Annotated in this window: 22 protein-coding genes; 10 read left to right on the top strand and 12 right to left on the bottom strand. The window is 70.1% G+C overall.

Features of this window, described 5'->3' with window-relative positions:
- Positions 1–5 precede the first annotated feature (5 nt).
- Both ACFQ4H_RS07680 and ACFQ4H_RS07675 read right to left on the bottom strand, forming a co-directional pair.
- Positions 6–1,292 carry a nicotinate phosphoribosyltransferase gene (locus ACFQ4H_RS07680; protein WP_377568520.1) on the bottom strand — a complete coding sequence of 429 codons (1,287 nt, stop codon included), beginning with the start codon at positions 1,290–1,292 and terminating at the stop codon, positions 6–8.
- A 16-nt stretch (positions 1,293–1,308) separates the two neighbouring features.
- Positions 1,309–3,990: a helix-turn-helix transcriptional regulator gene (locus tag ACFQ4H_RS07675; protein WP_377568517.1), complete on the bottom strand. Its 2,682-nt coding sequence runs from the start codon at positions 3,988–3,990 to the stop codon at positions 1,309–1,311.
- 307 nt (positions 3,991–4,297) lie between these two features.
- Between ACFQ4H_RS07675 and ACFQ4H_RS07670 the strand changes: the two genes are divergently transcribed.
- From ACFQ4H_RS07670 to ACFQ4H_RS07660, 3 genes are all read left to right on the top strand, one after another.
- Positions 4,298–5,806 carry a hypothetical protein gene (locus ACFQ4H_RS07670; RefSeq protein ID WP_377568514.1) on the top strand — a complete coding sequence of 503 codons (1,509 nt, stop codon included), beginning with the start codon at positions 4,298–4,300 and terminating at the stop codon, positions 5,804–5,806.
- Positions 5,807–5,886: 80 nt separating this feature from the next.
- A complete protein-coding gene (clpS, locus tag ACFQ4H_RS07665; protein WP_377568511.1) occupies positions 5,887–6,177 on the top strand; it encodes an ATP-dependent Clp protease adapter ClpS in 291 nt (96 codons plus the stop codon).
- Positions 6,153–6,674, top strand: a complete 522-nt coding sequence (locus ACFQ4H_RS07660; RefSeq protein WP_377568507.1) for a DUF2017 domain-containing protein — start codon at positions 6,153–6,155, stop codon at positions 6,672–6,674. Before clpS ends, ACFQ4H_RS07660 begins: the two co-directional genes overlap by 25 nt.
- 105 nt (positions 6,675–6,779) lie before the next feature.
- On the opposite strand, the gene ACFQ4H_RS07655 is transcribed toward ACFQ4H_RS07660, so the two are convergent.
- Entirely contained in the window at positions 6,780–7,562 is a 783-nt protein-coding gene (locus ACFQ4H_RS07655; RefSeq protein WP_377568505.1) for an ABC transporter permease, read from the bottom strand.
- On the bottom strand, positions 7,559–8,521 hold the full coding sequence (locus tag ACFQ4H_RS07650) for an ATP-binding cassette domain-containing protein (RefSeq protein WP_377568502.1): 963 nt from the start codon (positions 8,519–8,521) through the stop codon (positions 7,559–7,561). Before ACFQ4H_RS07650 ends, ACFQ4H_RS07655 begins: the two co-directional genes overlap by 4 nt.
- A gap of 108 nt (positions 8,522–8,629) precedes the next feature.
- Here ACFQ4H_RS07650 and ACFQ4H_RS07645 point away from each other — a divergent pair, with 108 nt between their 5' ends.
- The 4 genes from ACFQ4H_RS07645 (at position 8,630) to ACFQ4H_RS07630 (ending at position 11,422) form a co-directional block, all read left to right on the top strand.
- Positions 8,630–9,436 (top strand): TetR/AcrR family transcriptional regulator, encoded by an 807-nt coding sequence (locus tag ACFQ4H_RS07645; protein ID WP_377568499.1) that lies wholly within the window; start codon positions 8,630–8,632, stop codon positions 9,434–9,436.
- 97 nt (positions 9,437–9,533) lie between these two features.
- Entirely contained in the window at positions 9,534–10,037 is a 504-nt protein-coding gene (locus tag ACFQ4H_RS07640) for a M67 family metallopeptidase (RefSeq protein WP_377568496.1), read from the top strand.
- A 73-nt stretch (positions 10,038–10,110) separates the two neighbouring features.
- A complete protein-coding gene (locus ACFQ4H_RS07635; RefSeq protein WP_377568493.1) occupies positions 10,111–10,446 on the top strand; it encodes a MoaD/ThiS family protein in 336 nt (111 codons plus the stop codon).
- A gap of 10 nt (positions 10,447–10,456) precedes the next feature.
- Entirely contained in the window at positions 10,457–11,422 is a 966-nt protein-coding gene (locus ACFQ4H_RS07630; protein WP_377568490.1) for a PLP-dependent cysteine synthase family protein, read from the top strand.
- Positions 11,423–11,521: 99 nt separating this feature from the next.
- Here ACFQ4H_RS07630 and ACFQ4H_RS07625 read toward each other — a convergent pair whose 3' ends face one another.
- Complete coding sequence (locus ACFQ4H_RS07625; protein WP_377568488.1) at positions 11,522–11,905, bottom strand: hypothetical protein; 384 nt, start codon at positions 11,903–11,905, stop codon at positions 11,522–11,524.
- 419 nt (positions 11,906–12,324) lie between these two features.
- Between ACFQ4H_RS07625 and ACFQ4H_RS07620 the strand changes: the two genes are divergently transcribed.
- The 3 genes from ACFQ4H_RS07620 (at position 12,325) to rdgB (ending at position 14,642) form a co-directional block, all read left to right on the top strand.
- A complete protein-coding gene (locus ACFQ4H_RS07620) occupies positions 12,325–13,071 on the top strand; it encodes an MBL fold metallo-hydrolase (RefSeq protein WP_377568485.1) in 747 nt (248 codons plus the stop codon).
- Between the two features lie 225 nt (positions 13,072–13,296).
- Complete coding sequence (gene rph, locus ACFQ4H_RS07615; RefSeq protein ID WP_377568482.1) at positions 13,297–14,025, top strand: ribonuclease PH; 729 nt, start codon at positions 13,297–13,299, stop codon at positions 14,023–14,025.
- Positions 14,022–14,642 carry an RdgB/HAM1 family non-canonical purine NTP pyrophosphatase gene (rdgB, locus tag ACFQ4H_RS07610; protein WP_377568480.1) on the top strand — a complete coding sequence of 207 codons (621 nt, stop codon included), beginning with the start codon at positions 14,022–14,024 and terminating at the stop codon, positions 14,640–14,642. Before rph ends, rdgB begins: the two co-directional genes overlap by 4 nt.
- A gap of 104 nt (positions 14,643–14,746) precedes the next feature.
- Here the strand turns inward: rdgB and ACFQ4H_RS07605 are convergent, their stop codons facing one another.
- The 7 genes from ACFQ4H_RS07605 to ACFQ4H_RS07575 all read right to left on the bottom strand — a co-directional run bounded on the left by ACFQ4H_RS07605 (position 14,747) and on the right by ACFQ4H_RS07575 (position 23,262).
- The gene (locus ACFQ4H_RS07605; protein ID WP_377568640.1) at positions 14,747–15,292 is read right to left on the bottom strand and encodes a DUF1877 family protein; all 546 of its coding nucleotides are present in this window, start codon (positions 15,290–15,292) and stop codon (positions 14,747–14,749) included.
- 110 nt (positions 15,293–15,402) lie between these two features.
- Positions 15,403–16,959 carry a histidine ammonia-lyase gene (hutH, locus tag ACFQ4H_RS07600; RefSeq protein WP_377568477.1) on the bottom strand — a complete coding sequence of 519 codons (1,557 nt, stop codon included), beginning with the start codon at positions 16,957–16,959 and terminating at the stop codon, positions 15,403–15,405.
- Positions 16,956–18,170, bottom strand: coding sequence for an imidazolonepropionase (hutI, locus tag ACFQ4H_RS07595; RefSeq protein ID WP_377568474.1), 1,215 nt, complete (start codon positions 18,168–18,170; stop codon positions 16,956–16,958). The genes hutH and hutI overlap by 4 nt, the downstream gene beginning before the upstream one ends.
- Before the next feature lie 31 nt (positions 18,171–18,201).
- Positions 18,202–19,527, bottom strand: coding sequence for a formimidoylglutamate deiminase (locus ACFQ4H_RS07590; RefSeq protein WP_377568472.1), 1,326 nt, complete (start codon positions 19,525–19,527; stop codon positions 18,202–18,204).
- Entirely contained in the window at positions 19,524–20,741 is a 1,218-nt protein-coding gene (locus tag ACFQ4H_RS07585; protein WP_377568470.1) for an allantoate amidohydrolase, read from the bottom strand. The genes ACFQ4H_RS07590 and ACFQ4H_RS07585 overlap by 4 nt, the downstream gene beginning before the upstream one ends.
- Positions 20,742–20,755: 14 nt before the next feature.
- Complete coding sequence (gene hutU, locus ACFQ4H_RS07580) at positions 20,756–22,402, bottom strand: urocanate hydratase (RefSeq protein WP_377568468.1); 1,647 nt, start codon at positions 22,400–22,402, stop codon at positions 20,756–20,758.
- Between the two features lie 14 nt (positions 22,403–22,416).
- On the bottom strand, positions 22,417–23,262 hold the full coding sequence (locus ACFQ4H_RS07575) for a MurR/RpiR family transcriptional regulator (RefSeq protein WP_377568466.1): 846 nt from the start codon (positions 23,260–23,262) through the stop codon (positions 22,417–22,419).
- Positions 23,263–23,332: the final 70 nt, after the last annotated feature.

Below are 23,332 nucleotides of genomic sequence, written 5' to 3'. Positions count from 1 at the left end.
CCGGATCAGGTGGCGGGAACGATGGTGACCGGGATTGCCGGATCACCGGCGGAGAGCTTGAGGCCCTCCCAGGGGATGGAGATCAGGCACTGGCGCAGGTGGTCCCGTGACTCGGCGAGCGCGGGTCCGGTCACCGGCTCACCACCGATCACGTACGACCGCTGCAAGGCCCGGTCGTTGGGCAGGCGGTCCGGCACCCCCTGGGAAACGACGATCTCCTCGGTCGCCGTGCCGGTCGGCTTGTGCCGCCGTACCGCGATCTTGCGTCCGCCGACCGTCGCCTTGTTCTCCGACCGCTTGACGACCGGCCGGCCGTCCACCTCGACCAGCTTGTAGACCAGCCCGGCCGTGGGCGCGCCCGAGCCGGTGACCACGGCCGTGCCAGCGCCGTACATGTCCACCGGCTCGGCGGCCAGCGCGGCAATGGCGTTCTCGTCCAGATCGCCGGAAACGATGATCTTCGTTTCGGTGGCGCCGAGCGAGTCGAGCAGTTGCCGGGACTGGAGGGCCAGGACCGACAGGTCCCCGGAGTCGATCCGGATCGCCCGCAGGTCGGTGCCGGCGACCTCGATCGCGTTACGGATGCCCTGGGTGATGTCGTACGTGTCCACGAGCAGGGTGGTGTTCTTGCCCTGGGCGGCGACCTGGGAGGCGAACGCGGCCGGCTCGTCGTCGTAGAGCAGGGTGAAGGCGTGCGCGGCCGTGCCGGCCGTCGGTATCCCGTACCGCTGGCCGGCTGCGAGGTTGGAGGTGTAACCGAAGCCGGCCAGGTAGGCGGCCCGGGCGGCGGCCACCGCCGCCTCCTCGTGCACCCGACGGGCACCCATCTCGATGAGCGTACGGCCCCGGGCTGCGGTCACCATCCGGGCGGCAGCGGCGGCCACCGCGCTGTCGTAGTTGAGCACCGACAGGATCAGCGTCTCCAACAACACGCACTCGGCGAAGGTGCCGGAGACGGTCAGGATCGGCGAGCCGGGGAAGAACAGCTCACCCTCGGCGTAGCCGTCGATGTCGCCGGTGAAGCGGTAGCGGGACAGCCAGGCGGCGGTCTCGTCGTCGACCACGCCACTGGACCGCAGGAACGCGATCTCGGCCTCGTCAAAGCGGAAGTCGCGGATCAGGTCGACCAACCGGCCGGTGCCGGCCACCACACCGTAGCGCCGTCCGGTCGGGAGCCGGCGGGCGAAGACCTCGAAGACACAGTGCCGGTCGGCGGTACCGTCCCGGAGGCCGGCACTGATCATCGTCAGCTCGTAGTGGTCGGTCAGCAACGCGGGACGAGAGGTGTTCACCTGCCCAGCCTAGGGTCTACCCTCCGGACTTGCCGTCGTGGTCCGGCATCGCGCGTAGCGCCGACCAGAGTTCACCGCGCCCGGTCACGCCGAGCTTGCTGTAGACCCGTTGGAGATGGTTCTCTACGGTACGGGTGGAGATGTAGAGCTCCTCGGCGATGTTGCGGCTGGGCAGCCCACCGGCAGCCAGGCGGGCGATCTGGCGTTCACGCTCGGTCAGCGTCGGTTGCCGCATCGAGAAGATCGGACTCCGTACGTTGTCGCAGCGCCCCAGCAGGTCCCCGAGGCAGACGTTGGCCGCGTGGGCCTGCGCCGAGCGGGACGCCCGGAACACGGCGACCGCCGAGGCGGCTGCCTCGGCGGCGTAGACGTTCAGGTCGAGTTCGGCGAAGCTCTCGGCGACGGCCAACAGTTCCTCGCCGGACCGGGTGACGGCGGCCCGGGCGTGTCGGGCCAGCAGCGGCGGAAGCGGCCCTTCGACCCGCTCGGACAGTTCGGTCAACCGCTGCGCGACACTCTGTCGATATCCGTCGCCGGTGTCCCGGCCGACCTCGGCGTCGGCATGGCCGAGCCGGACCAGATCGTGCAGGGCATGCACCTCGTGGCCGGCGAACCCGTCCGCCTGTAGCCGGTGGACCAGCTTGCCGAGCTGCGCGACCGCGCCGGGGAGGTTCCCCTCGGCCGCCAGCACCGCCGCGCGGGCCTGCTCCCGCCAGGGGTAGAGCACCTCCATCCCCGTGATGTGCAGGAAGTCGGATTCGTTCATCGCGGCGACAGCCTGTGGCAGGTCGCCCCGCAGCGCGGCGGCCTGGGCCCGTTCCGCGTTCGCCAGCCCGGCGAAGGCCGGGCTGCCGGCCAGCACCGCGCAGGCACCCAGGCTGAACCGGAGTGCGTCACCGGTCTGGCCGCGTAGTCGGGCTGCCTGCGCCCGCAGGATCGACAGGTAGCCGGAGCCGAGCCGGAAGTCACCCGCGTCGGCGAGGTCCGCGAACTCGTCGGCCACGATCGCGTCGATGCCCGTCAGGTCGCCGGAGAGCGCGAGCCGGGTGCCCCGGGCCAGCTCCAGCGCGAGCTGGAGGTACGGCATGTCCGGGCGCCACTGCGCGGCGTCGGCTTCGACGCTGGCCAGGGCACGTCCACTGCGGGCCAGTTCACCCCGGGCGGCCTGAAGGTGGGCGATGGTGCACTGGGCGAGCCCGCGGGCCGCCACCGATGCGGCCGGCCGGTCCAGCACCCTCCGGCTCAGTTCGAGGGCCCGGTCGCAGTCCAGCCGGTGCAACCGCATGATCGCCTCAAAGGCGCGCACCCTCGCCCGGTGCGCCAGGTCGGGCATCTGGTCCGCGGCAGCGGCGATCGACTCCACGGTGGATTCCTGACTGAGCCCCCAGTACGACACCATGCCGTGCACGGTCAGCCACCGGCTACGTCGCTCGCCGCTGGTGCCGATCTGGTCGGCGACCGAGTCGAGTACCTTGATCGCCTCCGTCGGCTGGTCACCGAACATCAGGATGGTGGCCAGCAGTTCGGCGGCCTCGTAGCTACCGTCGATGTCGAGCGCGGCCCGCGCCAGACGCCCGGCCAGCGGCACGTCGTACTGCCCGAACGCCTGCCGGGCTGCCTCGAGCAACTGGCCCCGGTCGCTGGCGGTGTTGGAATCGAGCCGCCACACGGCTATCCGGAGCAGGTCGTCCCGCCGTCGGGCGCCGGTCGCCTCCACCAGGTCGGCGAGTTGCGCGGTCAGCTGCCGGGTACGGATCACCGTGCACCGTTGCCGGGCGACCTCGCCGTAGATCGGGTGGGCCAGCACCAGGTTCCGCCGCCGGTCGTTCTCCACCAGCTGGATGAATCCCAGCTTCTCGGCCACCTCCGCGTGTTTGCAGAGGGCCAGCTTCTGGAGCAGCCCCTCCCCGATGGGCTCGCCCAGCGCCACCAGCTCCACCACGGTACGGACGTCCGGATCGAGCTGCTCGAACCGCGTGTCGATCAGTACGTCCAGGTCGGTGCCCAGCTTCGGCTGGCCGGTCCAGTGCAGTACGCCGTACCTCTCGACCACCTCGGCGCTGTTCTGTGCGGCGGTGACCAGCTCGCGAAGCAGCAGCGCGTTGCCGTTGGAGAGGCGCATCAGGTGGTCGGCGGTGGGTTCGTCGATCTGCTGGCCCAGGATCGCCTCCGCCAACGCCTTCACGTCGTTGCGGCACAGCTCGTGCAGTTCCATGTGTCCGACCAGGTCGTCCGTCCACAGTGCACGGACCGGTAGCGGGATCTGTGCGCCGCTGCGCATGGTGCACAGCACGGTGGCGTTGTCGGATCGGGCGATCAGGTAGACCAGGGCGGCGGACGAATCGTCGAGCAGGTGGACGTCGTCGACGGCGAGTACGATCTGCCGGCCGGCGGCCTGCTGATGCAGGGCATCCACCGCCCAGCGCAGGATGCCGGCGGGGGAGAGGCCGGCCGGTTGATCGGTCGGCAGCACCTGGGCCAGTCCCCCGAAGGGGAGGCCGGAGGTGGCGATGCTGGCCGACGCGGTCCAGGCCGCATAGCCGGATTTGGCTAGCTTCTCGACGATGTGGGCCAGCAGCCGGCTCTTGCCGATGCCCGCTGGGCCGCTGAGAATCAGTCCATGACCGCCCACCCCGGTGACCGCAGCCATCACCTGGTCGAGTTCGTCCCGGCGGCCGACGAAGTTCCACAGAGCCATTCGCGCAGCATATAGACCGTACTCGGTCCGCGTGCGACTGGTGACGCACCGAAGTTGAGTAGCGGTAGGGTTACCAGTAAGTACCCGCAGTGGTCGTGGTCTGTAGGTATAGAAACGTAGCGTTTCGATATCCGGCTTTCGTGCCTGAATCGTCATTAGCCCGACATCCTCATAGCCCAACCAGCTGGGCCGTGTCGTCCAAAGGTGAGGGAGGCCGTGAATGGGGTCCCGGCGTCGCCATGTAGCCCCTGCGTCCCAACAACGTGGTCCCAGTTGGCAGCCGGGGTGGGAATCGCTGGGTGCGCACGTGACCGTGGGTGGTCCACAGTTCGATGAGCCGGTGGCGGTCGTGGCTGCCGGCCCCGAGGGTGGCCGCCGTAGCGAGGTGCTCGGTGCCCTGCTCGATGTCCCCGCTGCCGCGCTCCGGGTGCCAGCAGGCAGCTATCTCGTGATCAGCCACGGCCCCGAGACGGGCCGGGGTGACGCCTACCTGCCCGGGCACGATGAGCCCTACCCCTACCTCGCGGAGCCGTTCGGTGCCGGACCCGCACTGGCCCGACCCCCGCGTCGGGTGGAGATGACACTGCCCGACACTCTGCTTCGGCACTTCGCCGTCGTGGACACCCCGGACACCGGCACGCTCGGACTGCCAGGTGGCCGGGTGCTGCTCGACGGCGTCAGCCGCGCCGGTGCCCTGCTCTTCGTGGTCTCCGCCGAGCAGACCCTCGCCGCAGCCGATCTGGAGTTGCTGGCCGGAGTGGCCAAGGACGATGTCACGGTCTTCTTCGTCGTGACCCCGGCACCCGGCTCCAGCTGGTCCGGAGTCCACGCCGACGAGTATCCGGCCGACGAGTATCCGGCAGACGGACATCCGGTCCACGGACCGGTGGACCCGACCGCCGGCCTGGTCATCGAGCAGGACATTCCGATCGACCCGGTCTCGGTCGTCTGCGACGCGCATCGGGCCGCCCTGCTGGCGGCCGTACCGGGGCTTGCCGCCGCGCAGTGGTTCGCGTTGGACCCGGCCACGGGCGACACCGCGTACCTGCGCCGAGCGTTGCAGGACTGGGCGATCGACGAGAGCCTGCGCCGGGCCAGCGGCAACCCACCGGTGATCGAGAACATCACCCGTCCGGTCCGGATCCGGTCCGACGTGCACGACTCCGGTTGGGCGGACCGGCTCGACGGCCTGGCACGCACCTGGGCCCACCGGGTGCGACAGCATCTCGCGCTCGACCTGGCCAACATCCATCTGCGGTGCGTGCAGGACCTCATCTTCGGTACCGGCTGTGCGGGACTGGCCGAGGCGCTGGACCGGGAGATGCACGCGCTGTCGCTCTGCGCGATGAACGAGAGCGAAGCCGCCGTGGACCAGATCCTGGACGAGATCATCTCGCTGGTCTTCAGCGACGCCGCCGCTGACGACGCCCGGCGTCGGGTCGCAGTCGCCGTACGCCTGAAACTGGCCGACCGCCCACGGAGCCGCAGCCTGGAGCGTGCCCTGCTGGTCACCGCCCTCGGCGGCGTGGAGGGTATGGCCGGAGCGGACGCGGTGGCCGTCCTGCCGGCCTATTCCGGTGCGGTCGACGCGACGATCCTGCCGCCGCTCGGTGTGGGCCTGCTCGGCGGCTGCTACCAGCACTGGAGTCGACCGGGCAACCTCAGCGCCAGTAGGGCCAGGTCGTGGCTGCAACGGGTGCTGCGTGAGGTCGAGCTGCAGTTGTCGCGGGAGGTCAGCCGCCGGTTCGAGGAGTTACGACTGGCCCTGGGCTCGGTCGTGGTCGATGCCGTCGACAGCAGAAGGATGCTGGCCTAGTGCCTGGTCGACCACGGTGCTCCGACCGCTGGAGTGTTCCGGGTAATCGGTTCCCGGGAGACGGTGGCACGATGGGGGACGTGACGGCTCCACAGGTTGCCCCGGTTGAGACGCTGGACCCAGAAGAGGTGCCGGTCGCTGACCGGCCATGGGTGACGATCGTCTGGGACGATCCGGTCAATCTGATGTCCTACGTCACCTGGGTCTTCCAGAAACTCTTCGGATACAGCCATGAGAAGGCCGAGAAGCTGATGCTGGATGTGCACCACAAGGGCCGGGCGGTTGTGTCCAGCGGCGCCCGGGAGCGGATGGAACACGACGCCTCCCAGTTGCACGCGTACGGGCTGTGGGCGACGGTGGATCGCGCGTGAGTACGTTCCGTCGGCAGGGTGAGCATTGCGTGGCCGATCTGGCCGCCGACGAGGTCCGGGTGTTGCGCAAGGTCGCCTCGGAGGTCGTGGGGCTGCTCACCGAGGGCTTCGATCACGACGACCCGGTGGTCGGCCGGCTCTTCCCGGACATCTACCCGAAGGATCCGACCGATTCAGCCGAGTTCCGCCGGTATACCGAGGGGGACCTCAAGACGGCCAAGATCGACCAGGCGGGTGCGATCCTGGCCGCCCTGCCCGATACCGCCGCCGGTGAGGTACGCCTCGACGCAGAGGCGGCCGAGGCGTGGTTGCGTGCCCTGAACGACGCCCGGTTGGCGATGGGGGTACGGCTGGAGGTGAGTGGTGACACCGACCTCAGCACCGAACTCGATCTGGCGATGCGTGAGGATCCCGGCTCCAGCCGTGTCTTCCAACTTTCCGTCTACGCCTACCTCGGCTATCTGCAGGAGTCCCTGCTGGAGGCGCTTCTGACCTGACGCCGCGCCAGCCCCGGGCGTGGCGCGCTCCCGGTTGTCAACCCCGGGTGCGGCGTGGTGGCAGCGGTCAGCCCCGGGCGTACGGGCTGCCGGTCCGGCTGCCGGTCAGCCGCGGACGGCGCGACGCTGGAACAGGCGGGCCGACAGCAGGTACGCCACGATCAGGATGCCGCCGAACCAGGCCAGTGCCAGTAGGGCGCTGTTGCCGATGGGGGTGCCCATGAGCAGCCCACGCACCGTCTCGATCATGGGGGTGATCGGCTGGTTCTCGGCAACGGCGTGCAGCGCGGACGGCATCGTCTCGGTTGGCACGAAGGCGCTGCTCAGGTAGGGCAGGAAGAGGATGACGAAGGTGAAGCCGCTGGCGCCCTCGACGCTGCCGGCCAGCAGACCGAGGGTCACCGCCAGCCAGGACATCGCCAGGATGAAGAGCAGCAGCAGGCCGATCACGGCCAACCATTCGATCGGCTCGGCGCTCGGCCGGAATCCCATCAGGAACGCCAGACCGATGACGATCGCGGTGGCGAAGGCGTTGCGGGCCACGCTCGCCACCACGTGTCCGGTGAGCATCGCCGAGCTCAGGATCGGTAGTGACCGGAACCGGTCCACGATGCCGGTGACCATGTCGTTGGCCACGCTGACGGCGGTGCTCGACGCGCCGTATCCCGTACAGAGCAGGATGATCCCGGGTACGACGTAGTTTATGTATTCGGCGAAGCCGGTCGTGATCGCACCGCCGAATACGTACACGAACAACAGCAACAGGATGGCGGGCAGCATTACGGCCAGCAGCAGGGCGTCCAAATTGCGTCTGGTGTGTCGGAGACTGCGACCGATCATCGTCACTGAATCGCTGACCGCCCAGTAGAGGCTCGAATTCCCGGTCATCGGTGGTCCGCCTTTGCATCGTTCGACGAGGATCGGCCGGTCAATGCCATGAACACGTCGTCCAGGCTGGGACGGTGGGTCGATATCCGTTCGACGGTGACGTTCAGTTTCGCCATCCGGTCCAGGAGGTTGCTGACCTGGGCGGCGCTGCCGTCGGTGGCGACGGTCACGGCCAGCCGTGCCGGATCGGTGCCGGTGGTGACCCGGTCGACCTCCTGGCAGGCCCGCTCGAAGTCGTCCCGGTCGTGCAGCGTCAGCTCCAGGCGTTCACCGGCGAGTTGTGACTTCAGTGAGTCGGTGGTGCCGTCGGCGACGATCCGACCGTTGTCGATCATCGCTATCCGATCGGCCAGTTGATCGGCCTCTTCGAGGTACTGCGTGGTGAGGAAGACGGTCGTCTCCGCCGCGACCAGCTCTCTGACCACGTCCCACATGCCCTGGCGGCTGCGTGGATCGAGCCCGGTCGTGGGCTCGTCCAGGAAGATCACGGATGGCCTGGCCAGCAGGCCGACCGCCAGGTCGAGCCGTCGTCGCATGCCACCGGAATAGGTCCTGACCAGACGCTTCCGGGCGTCGACCAGGTCGAACTGCGTCAGCAGCTCGTCGGCCCGGCGACGGGCACCCCGGCGGCCGAGATGGCAGAGGCGGCCCATCATCAGCAGGTTCTCCTCGCCGGTGAGCAGTTCGTCGACGGCGGCGTACTGCCCGGTGAGGCTGATCGCCCCCCGGACCCGTTCCGGTGTGCGGAGTACGTCGTGGCCCGCCACGGTCGCCGTACCGGAATCGGGTCTGATGAGCGTGGACAGGATCCGTACCAGCGTCGTCTTGCCGGCTCCGTTCGGGCCGAGGAGCGCGAAAACCGTGCCTCTGCGGACGCTCAGGTCGATGTCGTCGAGGACCTTGTTTGATTTGTACGCCTTCGTGATGCCGGTCGTTTGTACGACCGATTCGCCGGTCATCCCGTTCCTTTCCAGCACTGTCGGTCATGAAACTGTTTATGTCATACACGCTTCAGTGTAGGTTATACACAGTTCTAGGATGGGGGTCAAGACGACCGAGGGACACGGATGACGAACGACGACAACGCCGAGCACGAGCTGCCGCGGAGCCTGGAACTGCTCTGGGGGCTGCGGGAACCACCGCGCCGGGGGCCCAAGCCCGGACTGAGCCTGGAGCGCATCGTCCAGGCGGCCATCGAGCTGGCTGACGAGGACGGACTCGGCGCGCTGTCCATGAGCCGGATCGCCGAACGGGTCGGCTTCACGACCATGTCCCTCTACCGCTACGTGGAGGGCAAGGACGAACTCCTGATGCTCATGCAGGACGCGGCCGGTGGAACGCCGACGCCCGGGGTGGCGGACGACGGCTGGCGGGCCGGTCTCGAGCGGTGGGCCCGGGACTACCTGCTCATCTTCCGGCGGCATCCGTGGCTGCTGGAGGTGCCGATCAGTGGGCCGCCGGTCACCCCGAACGGCCTGGCCTGGATGGATCGCGGACTGCGGGTCCTCGGCGACACCGGCCTGACGTACGGTCACCGGCTGGCCGTGGTCCAGCTCCTCACCGGGTACGTCCACGGCGAGGCGCACTTCTCCCGGGAGCTGACCAGGGCGACGGTCGTCGGGGACTACGACCTCACCCGGTACGGGCGCATCCTGCGGAAGGTGACCGACGCCGACCGCTATCCGGCGCTGTACGAGATGACGTCGGCCGGTTTCTTCGACGAGATCGGTGACTACGTCGACGCCGAGGACTTCGAGTTCGGCCTGCAGCGGGTCCTGGACGGAATCGAGGTGTTCATCCGGGAGAACGCGGGACCGCCACCCTGTGCGTCCGCCGACGCCGGGACGGCGAACGGAGCTACCGACGGGCGGTGAACCGGGCCGGGCTCCGGACGGGCCGGGAACGGGGCGGCCGACGAGGGTGACGGTCGCCACGTGAAAACGTCCCGTGGCAACGGGTAGGCTGGAAGGCGTGCTGAGTATCGACCGGTCGATCGTCGACGCGATCGTCGCGCATGCTCGTCGGGACCACCCCGACGAGGCCTGCGGCGTTGTCGCGGGACCGGCCGGCAGCGACACCCCGACTCGGCACATCCCGATGGACAACGCGGCGCGCTCGATGACGTTCTACGAGTTCGACTCGATGGAGCAGTTGCGGGTGTGGCGGGAGATGGACGACCGCGACGAGGAGCCGGTGGTCATCTACCACTCGCACACCGCGACTGAGGCCTACCCCTCGCGGACCGACGTGTCCTTCGCCGGTGAACCGAACGCGCACTACCTGCTGGTCTCCACGCGGGACGCAGACACCGAAGAGATCCGCTCGTTCCGCATCGTGGACGGCGTGATCACCGAGGAACCGGTCCGCATCCTCGACGCCGACAGCGTCGACGCCACCGTGGACCAGCACGCCGTGCAGTCGTACATGTTCGGGCAGAGCCCGGCGACGGTCGACTACGAGTGTTCCGGCCGCTGACCTTCAGCAGCTCAACGCCGTACCCGTAGTCCCCCTTTTCCACGACGCCGTCGTTTCCTAGGAGCAAGACATCATGGCCATTGAGGTTCGTATTCCCACCATCCTGCGCAGCTACACCGGCGGCGCGAAGGTAGTCGAGGGCGCCGGAGACACCCTGGGTGCACTCCTGTCCGACCTTGACGGCAAGTTCTCCGGCCTGCGCGGTCGCCTGGTCACCGAGGAGGGCGGCCTGCACCGGTTCGTCAACGTCTACGTCAACGACGAGGACGTGCGCTTCCTGGGTGCGCTGGACGCCAAGCTCGCCGACGGTGACAGCGTGACCATCCTGCCGGCCGTGGCCGGTGGCGCATTCGGATTCGCCGCAGCGGCGGCACTGTCGGGTCGTCGTACCCCGGCCACCGGCCGCTGAGGCGGCCGTCATGGCGCGGTACGACAGCCTGCTCGACGCCTGCGGCGGTACGCCGCTAGTGGGTCTGCCCCGCCTGTCGCCGACGGTGCCCGATGGGGCACCGTCGGTGCGCCTCTGGGCCAAGCTGGAGGACCGGAATCCGACCGGCAGCATCAAGGACCGGCCGGCCCTGTTCATGGTCCGTGAGGCCGAGGAGTCCGGGCGGCTTCGGCCGGGCGACACCATCCTCGAACCGACCAGCGGCAACACCGGGATCGCCCTGGCGATGGTGGCCAAGACCCGGGGGTACCGGCTGGTCTGCGTGATGCCCGAGAACGTCTCGGCCGAGCGGGTGCAGATCCTCCGCATGTACGGCGCGGAGATCATCTTCTCGCCGGCGGCCGGGGGCTCCAACCAGGCGGTGGCGACGGCCAAGCAGATCGCCGCCGAGCACCCCGACTGGGTGACCCTGTTCCAGTACGGAAACCAGGCCAACGCCCGCGCCCACTACGAGACGACCGGCCCGGAACTGCTGCACGACCTACCCACGATCACGCACTTCGTGGCCGGGCTGGGCACCACCGGCACGCTCATGGGCACCGGACGGTTCCTGCGGGAGAAGGTCGACGGCATCGAGATCGTCGCGGCGGAGCCCCGATACGGGGAACTCGTCTACGGGCTGCGCAACATCGACGAGGGCTACGTGCCCGAGTTGTACGACGCCAGCGTCCTGACCCGCCGGTTCTCGGTCGGCACCCGGGACGCCGTACTGCGTACCCGGCAGCTCGTCGAGGTGGAGGGAATCTTCGCGGGGTTCTCCACCGGCGCGATCCTGCACGCCGCGTTGGCCGTGGCACACGAGGCGGTACGGGCCGGGCGACGGGCCGACGTCGCGTTCGTGGTGGCGGACGGCGGCTGGAAGTACCTGTCGACCGGGGCGTACGGCGGCACCCTGGCCGACGCCGAGGAGGCTCTGGAGGGCCAGCTCTGGGCCTAGCCCGCCCGTCGCGGTTGCCCAGTGGGATCGCCCAGTTGGCTGGCTGGTTGCCTGCCCACGATCAATGGCTGGTGACCGGGCCAGTGTGTGGCGACCGGATCAGTGCGTGGCGACCGTCAGGGCCAGGCTGACTCCGACCGGCACGGTCGCCAGCGCCAACGCGATCCAGGGCAGTCGTCCGTGTCGGGACACACCGAACGCGACCACGGTCAGGCCGATGCTGGCCAGACCGAGGCCGGCCAGGGTCGGTTCGTACCAGCCCGGCGCGGTGCCGGACAGGACGCTGCTGAGTCCGCGCGCCGCAGGCCCGAGCCCGACGATGCCGAGCCCGGCGGCCCAGCCACAGATGCTCAGGCCCCGTTTGTTGGCGCTGCGGGGCAGGGGACGCCGGGGCAGGAAGCGGTGTCTGCCGGTGGCGGACTGTGGTGTCCGGAACGGTGAGGGCCTGGTCGGAGGCGGGGTGACCCGGGTCGCCACCGCCACCGGTGCCGAGCTGAACCTGGTGGTGAGCGATGGTGCTCCGCGTAGGGCGAAGACTCTGTCCGGCCTCGGGGGCGACGTAGCGAACGGTCGCTTCGTGATCTCGGACGGTAACCTGCCGACTTGGGTGGGCACCCGTTCACCATCCTGGTCCGTTGTCTGACTCGTTGGCAACTACGCCATGCCTCACGTAGTGCAACGGATGTGTACGTCTGGCGTAACGCCCGATTTGAGGCTATTGCCCCTACGTGTGGTGGGTCTGCGGGTGGGTCGCTGTCGCCTTGACGACAACTCGGAGCAGATCTTCTGTTCCCGTACACGTCGCGGCGTAGGCTGCCCACCGTGGCAGACTCGCCGAAAACGATCTTCGACGTAGCGGGGAGCGCGCTGTTTTCGGCCGCGAGTGAAGTCGGGATAGCCGGATGCGATTGACCGTTCTGGGATGTGCCGGCAGTTTCCCCGGCCCTGAGTCGGCGTGCTCGGCGTACCTTGTGGAGGTCGACGGCTTCCGACTCCTGATCGACTTCGGGTCAGGCTCGTTGTCCGCCCTGCAGCGCTATGCGGGGTTGAACGCCATCGACGCCATCCTCCTTACCCACCTGCACTGCGACCACGTTCTCGACGCGGTCACGTACGTGGTGGTACGACGCTACGGTCCGGGTGCACCGTACCCGCCGCTGCCGGTCTACGCGCCCGCCGGAGCCCCGGAACGCATCGCCCAGGCGTACAGCCAGGACGAGGGGCCGGTCGACGACGTCTACACCTTCTACGGGCTGCAACCCGGCAGTTTCCCCATCGGCCCGTTCTCGGTGACCGTCGACCGGGTCAATCATCCCGTGGAGACCTATGGCGTACGGCTGGAGCACGGTGGCCGGGTGCTCTGCTACTCGTCGGACACCGCCCCCTGCGACGCGCTGCTGAGGTTGGCGCACGGTGCCGACCTGTTCCTCTGCGAGGCCAGCTACCTCGACGGCGTCGACAACCCGCCGGACCTGCACCTGACCGGGCGCGAAGCGGGTGAGACGGCGACCAAGGCGGAGGTCGGACAGCTGCTGCTCACCCACCTCGTCACCGCGTGGGGCAGCGAGGCGCTGACCTTCGAGGCTGCCTCCTCAGCCTTTGCCGGCCCGATCGAGGTCGTCCGGCCCGGCGCCTCCTACGAGGTCTAGCCAGCCGGGTCCAGCCCCCGGTCCAGCCCACGGTCCAGGCCGGGCGGCGACCCCGGGCGGTCGGGAGAACCCCGGCAGGATCCCCGTGATCAGGGAATGACCGCGTGTCGCGACGGCGTGTCGCGCAACCATCTCCCCGATCATGTCGATCTTGGGGGGTGACGTCGGAGCCGGTGGGGGCACACCCGGCAGCGGCCGGATTCGGTCAACACATAGGCTTCCGACATGGCACGACCTGACGGGCGGCAGCCCGACCAACTCCGCGCGGTGACCCTGACCCGACAGTGGAGCATGCACCCGGAGGGCTCCGTGCTCGTCGAGTTCGGTGCCACCAGGGTGCTCTGCACGGCCAGTGTGACCGAAGGGGTGCCCCGCTGGCGCAAGGGCTCCGGCCTCGGCTGGGTGACCGCCGAGTACTCCATGCTGCCCCGGGCCACCACCACCCGCTCCGACCGGGAGAGCGTCAAGGGCCGCCTCGGTGGGCGTACCCATGAGATCTCCCGCCTGATCGGGCGCAGCCTACGGGCCTGCATCGACCTCAAGGCGCTCGGCGAGAACTCGGTCGTGCTGGACTGCGACGTCCTACAGGCCGACGGGGGCACCCGGACCGCCGCGATCACCGGTGCGTACGTCGCCCTGCACGACGCGGTCAGTTGGCTGGCCAGGCGCAAGGCACTGGCCGGCAAGCCAGCCTCGGTGATGCGCCGTTCGGTGGCGGCGGTCAGCGTCGGCATGATCGACGGAGAACCCCGCCTCGACCTGTGCTACGAGGAGGACGTGAACGCCGAGGTGGACATGAACGTGGTCTGCACCGGCGACGGCGACTTCGTGGAGGTGCAGGGTACGGGCGAATCCGGGGTGTTCGCCCGCCAGCAACTCGACGCCCTGCTCGACCTCGGGGTGGCCGGTTGCGCCGAACTGACCGAAGCCCAGCGAAAGGCACTGGCCGCATGACCCGCGTGCTGTTGGCGACCCGCAACCTCAAGAAGCTCGCCGAGCTACAGCGCATCCTCGACGGCGCGCTCGGTCCACATCGGATCGAGCTGGTCGGGCTCAACGACGTGCCCGAATACCAGGAGGTTCCGGAGACCGGTCTGACCTTTGGCGAGAACGCCCTGCTGAAGGCGCGGGAGGGCTGCAAGTGGACCAGCCTGCCGACGATCGCCGACGACTCCGGACTGGCTGTGGACGCGCTCAGCGGCATGCCCGGGGTGTTCAGCGCCCGGTGGTCGGGGCGGCACGGTGACGACCGGGCCAACCTGGAACTGGTGCTCGCCCAGATCGCCGACGTGCCCGACGAGCACCGGGGTGGTGCCTTCGTCTGCGCGGTGGCGCTGGTGCTGCCCGGCGGCAAGGAGCACCTGGTCGAGGGCCGCCAGAGCGGCCGGTTGCTGCGGGCGCCGCGCGGCGAGGGCGGATTCGGCTACGACCCGATCTTCCTCGGGGACGGGCAGGACCGGACCAACGCCGAACTGACCCCGCAGGAGAAGGATGCGGTCAGCCACCGGGGCAAGGCGCTCCGGGCGCTGGCCAAGGTGGTCGCGAAGGTACTGCCGGTCTCACCGGGCTAGGCATTCCGGCTGAAGAACGTCGCTGGGCGGGGGTGCCTCGACGGCACCCACCCCTGCTATCCGGCCGCCGGCTGACAGGCCGAATCAACCCGGGGCCGCTGGCCTCAGTCCAACCAGAAGATGATCGCCTCGCCGGCTTCCGCCGCAGCGGCGAAGTACGGCGGCAGTTCGTCGTAGTAGCCCCGAACCCAATCCAGCCCCTCCGGGCGGTCCCACCCGTTCGGGTAGATGGCCTCCCGGGTCAGCTCCGCCGGATCCAGGTTCGCTGTCAGGTCGTCGTACGAGGTGCGGGCCAACGCCGCCGCTGCCGCGCGTACGTCGTCGGGCGGGAAACAGGCGGGCGGCCCGTAGCCCCAGTCCAGCTCGTACTCGTCCGGGTCGGAGTCGTCGTCTTCGTCGTCCGGCAGCTCGCCGAACAGGACCGGTCCTGGGAGATCCGCCCGGTCGAGGAGGAACAGGATCGCGTGCCAGGCCTTGTCCGTGCCGAGGTGTCGCCGGGCCGATGCGGGCCGGGGCTCGGTGTCGGTCAGGGCCCGGGCGACCTCGTCCTCCGCCCTCCAGACCTTGTTGGTGTACTCGAAGGCCCAGGCCGGATCCGCCAACGCGCGAGCCAACTCGGCCGGTGTGACCCGTAGATAGTTGCCGTACATGCCCACGGCGGCACCCTAGAGCGACAGGCCGACAAACCGTCGGCCTCGCTGGCCTGAGCGGTCAGCAGGGGCCCCTTCCTGTGCGGAACGACAGGAAGGAGCCCCTCTTTTCAGGCCAACGGGCCGACCTCGGCCTCGATCGCTGCCCGCAGTTCCCGGCCGGCGACCACGCCACGGGCGGCCTCCATCGCCGGGGCGAGGAAGATGTCCGGCCCGGGTTCCCCGGCGAACTGCCGTACGGCGGCCACCGCTGCCTGTCCGGCCGGTGACGGGGTGAGCGGGGCCCGCAACTGCAACCCGCGTACGGCAGCGAGGAGTTCCACCGCCAGCAGGCTGGTCAGGTTGTCCAGGACCGTACGGAGCTTCTTGGCCGCCGCCCAGCCCATCGATACGTGGTCCTCCTGCATCCCGCTGGTCGGCAGCGAGTCCACCGACGCGGGGGCGGCCAACCGTCGGTTCTCCGCGACGATGCCGGCAGCGGTGTACTGGGCGATCATCAGGCCCGAGTTGACCCCGGCGTCGGGGGACAGGAAGGCCGGCAGGTCCCGCGAGCGGCACACGTCGAGGAGCCGGTCCACCCGGCGTTCGGAGATCGAGCCGACCTCGGCGGCGGCGATGGCCAGGAAGTCGGCGGCGAAGCCCAGCGGCGCGCCGTGGAAGTTACCGGTCGACTCCACCCGCCCGTCGGGCAGCACCACCGGGTTGTCGACGATCGAGACCAGTTCCCGGGCCGACACACCCTCCACGAAGGAGAGCGTGTCCCGGGCGGCACCCGCCACCTGGGGAGCACACCGCATGGAATACGCGTCCTGCACCGCATGGGCCAGGTCGTCACGGTGCGAGTCCATGATCGTCGAGCCCTGGAGGAGCCGGTGGATGTTGGCGGCCGAGACCGCCTGCCCCGGGTGCGGGCGGATGGCGTGCAGTTCCGGCCGGAACGGGCGTTCCGAGCCGAGCATCGCCTCGATGGCCAGCGCCGCGGTCACGTCCGCCATGGTGAACAGGTGCGTGGCATCCTCGATCGCCAGCAGCAGCATGCCGAGCATGCCGTCGGTGCCGTTGATCAGCGCCAGGCCCTCCTTGGCGGACAGCTCGATCGGCGACAGTCCGGCCCGGTGCAGGGCCTGCGCCGCCTCCTCCCGGACACCGCCCTTGCCCACCGTCCAGCCCTCGCCGAGCAGCACCAGCGCGCAGTGCGCCAGCGGCGCCAGATCACCGGAGGCACCCAACGAACCGTGCTCCGGTACCCACGGGGTGACGTCGTGGTTGAGCAGGTCGACCAGGGCCTGTGCGACCAGCGGTCGGACCCCGGAGTGGCCCAGCGCCAGGGAGCGTACCCGCAGCAGCATCATCGCCCGGACCACCTCGCGCGGCATGGCCGCGCCGACCCCGGCGGCATGCGAGCGGATCAGGGCGTGCTGCAACTCGGCCCGCCGCTCCGGGGCGACGAAGGTGTTCGCCAGTGCCCCGAACCCGGTCGAGACGCCGTACACCGGTCGCCCGTCCCGCTCGATTTCGTCCACGATGGTGCGACTGGTGACCATCGCCGCCACGGTGGACGGGGCGAGGGACACGGTCGCGGTGCCCCGGGCCACGGCCAGCACGTCGGCCGGGGAGATCCCGGTGGGCTGGACAATCACGGCGCTTCGTTCGCTTCGCTCACTCATTGCGGCACTCCGTTGTGCAGGACCTTGCTGATCAGTGGAACTCCCGGCCGGTAGGCCAGGTGCAGGTGGGACGGGGCGTCCAGGACGACCAGGTCGGCCCGGGCCCCGGGACGCAGCACACCGACGTCATCGCGGCGCAACGACCGCGCGCCGCCGGCCGTCGCCGCCCAGACCGCCTCCGCCGGGGTCATCCCCATCTCGCGTACGGCCAGTGCGACGCAGAACGGCATCGACGAGGTGTACGACGAGCCGGGGTTGCAGTCGGTGGCCAGCGCCACGGTGACCCCGGCGTCGAGCAGTCGGCGGGCGTCCGGATAGGGGGACCGGGTGGAGAACTCGGCGCCCGGCAGCAGCGTCGCCACGGTCGTCGTCTCCGGGCCGGACACCCAGTCCACAGTGGTGGAGGCCAGCGCCTCGATGTCGGTGTCGGACAGGTGGGTGCAGTGGTCGACGCTGGCCGCCCCGACCTCGACGGCCAGTTGTACGCCCGGTCCGGGACCGAGCTGGTTGGCGTGCACCCGTACGCCCAGACCAGCGGCCTGCCCGACGGTCAGGATCGCCCGGGTGTGGTCGGCGTCGAACGCACCCCGCTCACAGAACACGTCGATCCAGCGGGCGTACGGCAGGGCGGCCCGCAGCATCGGCCCGCAGACCAGGCCCACGTAGTCGTCGGGCCGGTCGGCGTACTCGGTCGGCACCACGTGCGCCCCGAGGAACGTCGTCTCGCTGGTGAACTCACGGGCGATCCGCAGCGACCGGGCCTCCTCGGCGACGCTGAGGCCGTAGCCGCTCTTGATCTCGATCGTGGTGGTGCCCTGCCGCAGCGCCTCGCGGTGCAGGCGGGCGACGTTGGCGCGGAGTTCGTCGTCGCTGGCGGCCCGGGTTGCGGCGACCGTGGTGCGGATCCCCCCGCCGGTGTAGGGCTGCCCGGCCATCCGCGCCGCGAACTCGGCCGCCCGGTCCCCGGCGAAGACCAGGTGTGCGTGGCTGTCCACGAACCCGGGCAGCACCGCCGCGCCCCCGACGTCGATCCGTCGATCCGCGGCCGGGGCGTACTTCGCAGGGCCGACCCAGGCGATCCGGTCGCCCTCGATCAGTACCGCCGCCCCGCGTCGGATGCCGAGCGGTCCACCCTCTCCGGTGCCGGCGACGTTGGTCACCAGTTCGCCGATGTCGTCGACCAGCAGGCTGCTGTCGGTCCGAGGGCTCATGAGGTCACCTCGCTCACTGTGGCCAGGGCATTCATCGGGTCACCGCCGCGATCGACTCCCGGAGCGCGGCCGGTACGTCGATGGTCACGTGCCGTCCGTCACGGACCACCGGCCGGCCGTCGGCCACCACGTCGGTGACGTCGGCCGCACCGGCTGCGAAGAACACACCGACCGGTGGCACACCGGCGGTGCGTACGCTGTCCAACCGCACCGTGACCAGGTCGGCCCGCTGCCCGACCGCGATCCGGCCGGCGTCGGTCCAGCCCAGGGCCGCGTGGCCGGTGGCGGTGGCGGCGACCAGCAACTCGGCGGCGGTGAAGTGACCGCGTTGCCGGGTACGCAGCCGTTCGTCCAACTCGACCGCCCGGGCCTCCTCGAACATGTCGATCACCGCGTGGCTGTCGCTGCCGAGGCTCAGCGGACTGCCCGCGTCGACCAGTTCCCGGGCGGGCCCGATGCCGTCGGCCAGATCCCGTTCCGTGGTCGGGCAGAAACAGGCGCCGGTGCCGGTCCCGCCGAGCCGGGCCAGGTCGGCGTCGGTCAGGTGGGTGGCGTGCACGGCCGTCGTGGCCGGGCCGAGCACACCATGCTCCGCCAGCAGCTCACTCGGGGTGCACCCGTACCGGGCCAGGCACGCCTCGTTCTCCGCCGGCTGCTCCGAGAGATGGACGTGCAACGGTTCCCCGCGCTCGTCTGCCCAGGCGGCCACCACCGCCAACTGCTCGGCGGGCACCGCCCGTACCGAATGCACCGCCGCACCCACCCGGGCGTTGCGGCTGGTTGGTGCGAAGGCGGAGGCCCGTTCGGCCCAGCGGTACGCGTCGCCGTCGCCGAACCGGCGCTGTACCCCGGTGAGCGGCTGCCCGTCCACCGTGGCGGTCAGGTAGCAGGTGTCCAGCAGGGTGATCCGGATGCCGGCCTGGGCCGCCGCCTCGACCAGCGCCGCGCTCATCGCATTCCGGTCGTGGTAGCGGCCCCCCTCGGGGCGGTGGTGCAGGTAGTGGAACTCGCCGACGCAGGTGATTCCGGCCAGCGCCATCTCCGCGTACGTCGCCCTGGCCAGGGCCAGGTAGCTGTCCGGGTCGAGCCGGTCGGCGACGGCGTACATGAGGTTCCGCCAGCTCCAGAAGTCGCCCCGACCACCGTGGGTACGTCCACGCAGCGCCCGGTGGAAGGCGTGCGAGTGGGCGTTGGCCAGGCCGGGCAGGGTCAGCCCGGGCAGCCGGACGGCGTCGGATCGTGCCGGTGCGCCAGCGGTCACCCCGGTGATCCGCCTGTCGGCGACCTCGATCAGCACGTCGGCCGTCGGTGCCGAAGTGTCCGGCAGCCAGGCGTACTCGGCGAAGTAGGCGGTCATCGACACAACTCCGTCAGCACCCGGGCCAGGGCGGCGACCCCGGCGGCGCAGTCTTCGTCGGTGGCCGACTCGGCGGGGGAGTGGGACACCCCGGTCGGGTTGCGTACGAAGAGCATCGCCGTGGGTACGTGTGCGGACAGCACGCCGGCGTCGTGGCCCGCCCCGGTCGGCAGCACCGGTACGTCCAGCAGGTCCCGTAGCCGTCCGGCCAGTCCCGCGTCGAAGCCCACCAGGGGAGTCACCGACTCCTCGGTCACCGACAGCTGCGTACCGTCCCGGTGGGCCCGTTCGGCTGCCTTCGTCCCGAGCGCCTCGACCAGGGCGGCCAGGGTGTCCGGCTCGGCGGCCCGGGCGTCCAGCCACCCGGTCACCCGGGCGGGAACGGCGTTCGTCGCGTTCGGCTCGACCCGTACCCGGCCGATGGTGGCGTGCGCGTCGCGTAGCCGGGCCTCCTTGTTCGCCGCCAGCACGGTGAACGCGTAGGTGAGCATCGGGTCCCGGCGGTCGGCCATCCGGGTCGTACCGGCGTGGTTGGCCTCGCCGGTGAAGTCGAACCGCCACCGGCCGTGCGGCCAGATCGCACTCGCCACCGCGACCGGTGAGTCCAGGTCGACCAGTGCGCGGCCCTGCTCGACGTGCAGCTCCACGAAGGCCCCGACCCGGCCCAGCAGGGTGGGGTCGGCCCCGGCCGGCCGGTCGCCCAGGGCCTCGGCCAGGCTCACCCCGGACTGGTCGACCAGCGCCGCCGCCCGGTCCGGGGCCAGCGCGCCGGTGAGCAGCCGTGACCCGAGGCAGGGTACGCCGAACCGGGCCCCCTCCTCCTCGGCGAACGCGACGATCCCGACCGGCCTGGTCGGGGCGACCCCGGCCCGGCGTAGCTCGTCGACGGCCAGCAGTGCACTGACGATGCCGAGCGGGCCGTCGTAGGCACCCCCGTGTGGCACCGAGTCGAAGTGGCTGCCGGCCAGTACGGCGTTCCCGTCGGCCGGGTCACCCCACCAGGCGAACAGGTTCCCGTTGCCGTCCTCGGTGACCGGCATCGACCGCTGGGCGGCCTGATCCCGGAACCAGTCGCGTAGCCGCAGTTCTGGTTCGGTCCAGGTGTAGCGCAGGTAGCCGCCGGTGTTTTCGTCCCGTCCGATCGGCGCGAGCTGGTTCCACAGGTCGCGGAACCGGTCAGGAAGGGACCCTTTTTCCACAGAATGCGATGACAAGGGGCTCTTCCTTACTACTCGGCCATCGGAACGCGGACACCGGTGGCGTCGGCGACGCTGCGGGCAGCCTCGTAGCCGGCGTCGACGTGCCGGATGACACCCATGGCGGGATCGTTGGTGAGCACCCGTTCGATCTTCTGACCGGCCAGCGCGCTGCCGTCGGCGACACAGACCTGGCCCGCGTGGATGGACCGCCCGATGCCGACCCCGCCGCCGTGGTGGATGGAGACCCAGGACGCGCCGGAGGCGGTGTTGACGAGTGCGTTGAGCAGCGGCCAGTCGGCAATGGCGTCCGAGCCGTCGGCCATCGCCTCGGTCTCCCGGTACGGGCTGGCCACGCTGCCGCAGTCCAGATGGTCCCGACCGATCACCACCGGGGCGGACAGTTCGCCGGAGGCGACCATGTCGTTGAACCGCACCCCGGCCCGGTCCCGTTCACCGTAGCCGAGCCAGCAGATCCGGGCCGGCAGGCCCTGGAAGGCGACCCGCTCGCCGGCCAGTCGGATCCAGCGGGCCAGCGACTCGTTCTCCGGGAACAGGTCCAGCACGGCCCGGTCGGTGGCCGCGATGTCGGCCGGGTCGCCGGAGAGCGCCGCCCAGCGGAACGGACCCTTGCCCTCGCAGAACAGCGGCCGGATGTACGCGGGCACGAAGCCGGGGAAGTCGAACGCCCGGTCGTAGCCGCCGAGCTGTGCCTCGCCCCGGATCGAGTTGCCGTAGTCGAACACCTCGGCCCCGGCGTCCAGGAAACCGACCATCGCCTCGACGTGTTTCGCCATCGACGCTCGTGCCCGTTCGGTGAACTCGGTCGGCTTGCTGGCCGCGTAGTCCGCCGCGTCGGCCAACTCCACCCCCTCGGGCAGGTACGACAGTGGATCGTGGGCACTGGTCTGGTCGGTCACGATGTCGATCTCGACGCCCCGGCGGAGCAGTTCGGGGAAGATGGTGGCAGCGTTGCCGACGACACCGACCGAGAGCGCCCGGCGCTCCTGCTTCGCCGCGACGACCAGCGCCACCGCCTCGTCGAGCGAGGCGGCGACCGTGTCGAGGTAGCGGTTCTGCACCCGGCGAGTCAGCCGGGCCGGGTCGACGTCGACGATCAGGCAGGCCCCGCCGTTCATGGTGACGGCCAGCGGCTGTGCCCCGCCCATCCCGCCGCAGCCAGCGGTCAGGGTCAGTGTCCCGGCCAGGGTGTCGTTGAACCGTTTCGCGGCAACGGCGGCGAACGTCTCGTAGGTGCCCTGGAGGATGCCCTGGGTGCCGATGTAGATCCAGGAACCTGCGGTCATCTGGCCGTACATGGTCAGGCCGAGCTGTTCGAGGCGGCGGAACTCCGGCCAGGTGGCCCAGTCCCCGACCAGGTTGGAGTTGGCCAGCAGCACCCGGGGTGCCCACTCGTGGGTACGTATCACGCCGACCGGACGGCCGGACTGCACCAGCATCGTCTCGTCGTCCTTCAGGTCGCGCAGCGTACGGACCAGCGCGTGGTATGACGGCCAGTCCCGGGCGGCGCGTCCGGTTCCGCCGTAGACGACCAGGTCCTCGGGGCGCTCGGCGACCTCCGGGTCGAGGTTGTTCATCAGCATCCGCAGGGCGGCCTCCTGCGGCCAACCCCGGGCGGTACGGGTGGTGCCGCGGGCGGCACGGACGGGTTGGTACATCTCGGGTCTCCTCCTTAGCCGAGGAACAACTGACGACGGGCGGCGGAGGACTCGAACGCCTCCAGCCGGCGCTGGGTCTCCGCCGGCATGGCGTCGCAGATGGCCTGGAGCACCACCATCGCCAGCGCCATCGGGGCGGTGTGCAGGTCGAAGACGAGGTGCGCGCCGACTGCGGCGGGCAGCACGATGTCGGCGTACTCCGTCGCCGGACTGACCGGGGAGTCGGTGATCGCGACGATGCGGAGCCCAGCGGCGCGGGCCTCGCCCAGCGCGTCGAGCGTCTCCCGGGGGTAGCGGGGCAACAGGAACGCCAGCAGGGCGCTTGCTCCCGCCGCGCCGGCCTGCTCCAGCCGGTCGGTGAGGAGGCTGCCGCCGTCGTCGAGCACCCGGACGTCCGGGTGCACCTTGGCCGCGAAGTAGGCGAAGTACGCGGCCAGCGGCGCGGCGGCGCGTAGGCCGACTACCGGCAGGGGACGGCTGGCGGCCAGCAGTGCTCCAGCGGCGGTGATCGGTTCACGGTCGGTCAGTTGCTCGGTCAGCCGGGCGAGGTTCTCGCGTTCGGCCTGAACCGCCCGTTGTAGTTCGTTCTCGGCATGCTCGGCGGTGCTGGTGTTGTTGAGTTCACGTAGCCGGCGACGCAGCGCGGGGTAGCCGTCGAAGCCCAGTGCCATCGCGAACCGGGTTACCGAGGGTTGGCTGACCTGGGCCAGTTCGGCCACCTCGGCGGCGGAGAGGTACGCCGCGGCGGTCGCGTGCTGCACCAGACAGTGCGCGATCCGGCGCTGGGTCGGAGTGAGCCGTACGCCGTGGAACAGATCGAGTACCCGCTCAACGGGCACCACGGCAGCTCCGTTATTCATGCTGCGACTCTATGCATGAGAACTTTCATTAGGCAATCGTCGCGAACCGGTTGGTGGGTGCGGTTGAGAC

This window comes from Micromonospora sonneratiae (genome assembly GCF_042679305.1).
In the GTDB taxonomy this organism is placed as follows: domain Bacteria; phylum Actinomycetota; class Actinomycetes; order Mycobacteriales; family Micromonosporaceae; genus Micromonospora_H; species Micromonospora_H sonneratiae.
This window is presented reverse-complemented; position numbering and strand designations above follow the sequence as displayed.